We start from the raw sequence: 1,955 nt of genomic DNA, 5'->3' as shown, positions 1-1,955 counted from the left end.
TGTCAACGGCATTTTAAAATTGACCCCTTTTACCTTAAAAATGGCGAAGTAAAATTGACCCCTTTGATCTCGTATTAAGTTTCAACCTGCGGCTGAATCCCAATTCTTTTTTTATCCTTCAAACGATAACTCTCACCCGATATCTGTACCACATGACAGTGATGTAATAGCCGATCTAACATCGCAGCGGTCAACGTAACATCATCCGCAAATGACTTAGACCATTGGCTAAAGGGTAAGTTACTCGTCAATATCGTACTGCCTTTTTCATAACGCTTGGCAATCACGTTAAAGAACAGATTCGCTTCTTCACGTCCAAACGGTAAATAACCAATTTCATCGATAATCAGTAACTTTGGTCCCAGTACCGCACGTTGCATATAGGTTTTCAGTTTACCTTGCTGGTAGGCTGTACTTAGTTGCAGCATGAGATCGGCGGCGGTAATGAACTTGATCTTAATGTTGTTCATGATGGCCTTATAGCCTAATGCCATAGATAAGTGCGTTTTTCCTACTCCGCTAGCCCCGAGAAACACCACATTTTCTGCTCTAGCAATAAAGCTCAGATTGAACAGTTCAATCACCTGTGATTTAGGGGCCCCTAGGGCATAATTAAAATCATAGTCTTCCAGGGTTTTGACTTGAGGCAGGCCTGAGAGTTTCATCAGTACCTGCTGGCTGCGCTGTTGCCTGGCAGCATATTCATGCGTCAAGATCGCTTCAACAAAGTCGGCATAACTTCCATCCTGACCTAATGTTTGTTGTGCATGATGTGACCATTGTGATGCGATGGCAGGCAGATTGAGCTTTTGGCAAAGCTGCTCTATACGGTCGTATTGCAGATTCATCAGGAAACTCCCAGCAACTGGTCATATACCGATAAGGGATGCTGCAAACTCTCGTAGGGCATGACATGCTCTGCTGCTGCAACAGGTACAGTGCTGGAACCTGTATCTGATTGCGGTAATGGCGTAAATTTTTGCTGCTCCTGTTGCAGTCGAACAGCCGGTTTTTCTTGCGTGGTGGCATGAATCCGCTGATTGGCGGTTTCATGCAGCCACCGGCCAATATGGGCATTGGCGACATCAACATCTAACAGTAAACCCGAAGTCTTCAGGCTTGCTTTTAATGGCACAATAAAGCTTGATTTGAGGTATCCATTAAAGCGTTCAACTTTGCCTTTGGTCTGTGCACGGTAGGGCTTACATACGCGAGGACGAAAGCTGTATTTCTTGGCGCAGTCGAGCAGTTTGGGGTTCCATTTATGCTGCCCCTCCTGATAGGCATCCCGTTCAATCATGATCGTTTTAGCGTTATCAAACAGGATTTCTTGAGGTACTCCTGCAAAGAACTGAAATGCATTTTCCAGACCATCGATCCATGCATCCGTACGTTCATGATCATAAAATTTCACGAAAGTCGCTCTGGAATACCCTAATGTTGCGACAAAGGCTTTTAAAGTCGTGTTGTTGCGTCGAATTGTGGTGAAATCCACCTGCATTTGTTGGCCAGGTTGGGTTTCAAAACGAATGATCGGTTCCGGTTGAGCAACTGGTTTTAATGTTGCAAGATATTCCCTCAAGATCCTGATCTTTCCTGGATATCCCAACCTTAAAATTTCCTGGTAGAGCACAACAGCAGGAATCCATTCAGGATGAGCTGCGTTTACACGTTGGAGTAAATAGGGTTTATATGGGTCAAGGATACTTATTCTAGGCTGTATACGCTGATACTGAGGTGTGGTGTTTTGCCGTAAATATTTACGCACAGTATTTCTGGACACCCCCAGTTCACGAGTAATGGCTTTAATAGATTTACCTTGTTGATGAAGTATTTGGATTGTCACTGCTTGCTCCAAAGTTAACATATTGAGCAGTCCAAAATGACCGCTATATTAACCAAGGGGGTCAGTTTTTAAATGCCATTAGGGGGTCATTTTTACACTGCCGCTAACA

2 protein-coding genes are annotated in these 1,955 nt (G+C 44.1%); both read right to left on the bottom strand.

The features are described from left to right. Positions 1-74: 74 nt before the first annotated feature. Positions 75-848 (bottom strand): IS21-like element ISAba8 family helper ATPase IstB, encoded by a 774-nt coding sequence (gene istB, locus C3420_RS16840; RefSeq protein ID WP_001053379.1) that lies wholly within the window; start codon positions 846-848, stop codon positions 75-77. Then, positions 848-1,867, bottom strand: coding sequence for an IS21-like element ISAba8 family transposase (gene istA, locus C3420_RS16835; RefSeq protein WP_004733225.1), 1,020 nt, complete (start codon positions 1,865-1,867; stop codon positions 848-850). Before istA ends, istB begins: the two co-directional genes overlap by 1 nt. Positions 1,868-1,955: the final 88 nt, after the last annotated feature.

The sequence above is a fragment of the Acinetobacter sp. ACNIH3 genome, assembly GCF_002918965.1.
In the GTDB taxonomy this organism is placed as follows: Bacteria; Pseudomonadota; Gammaproteobacteria; order Pseudomonadales; family Moraxellaceae; genus Acinetobacter; species Acinetobacter schindleri.
Note: the sequence above shows the minus strand (reverse complement) of the source record. Positions and strands in the feature narration are given on the sequence as shown.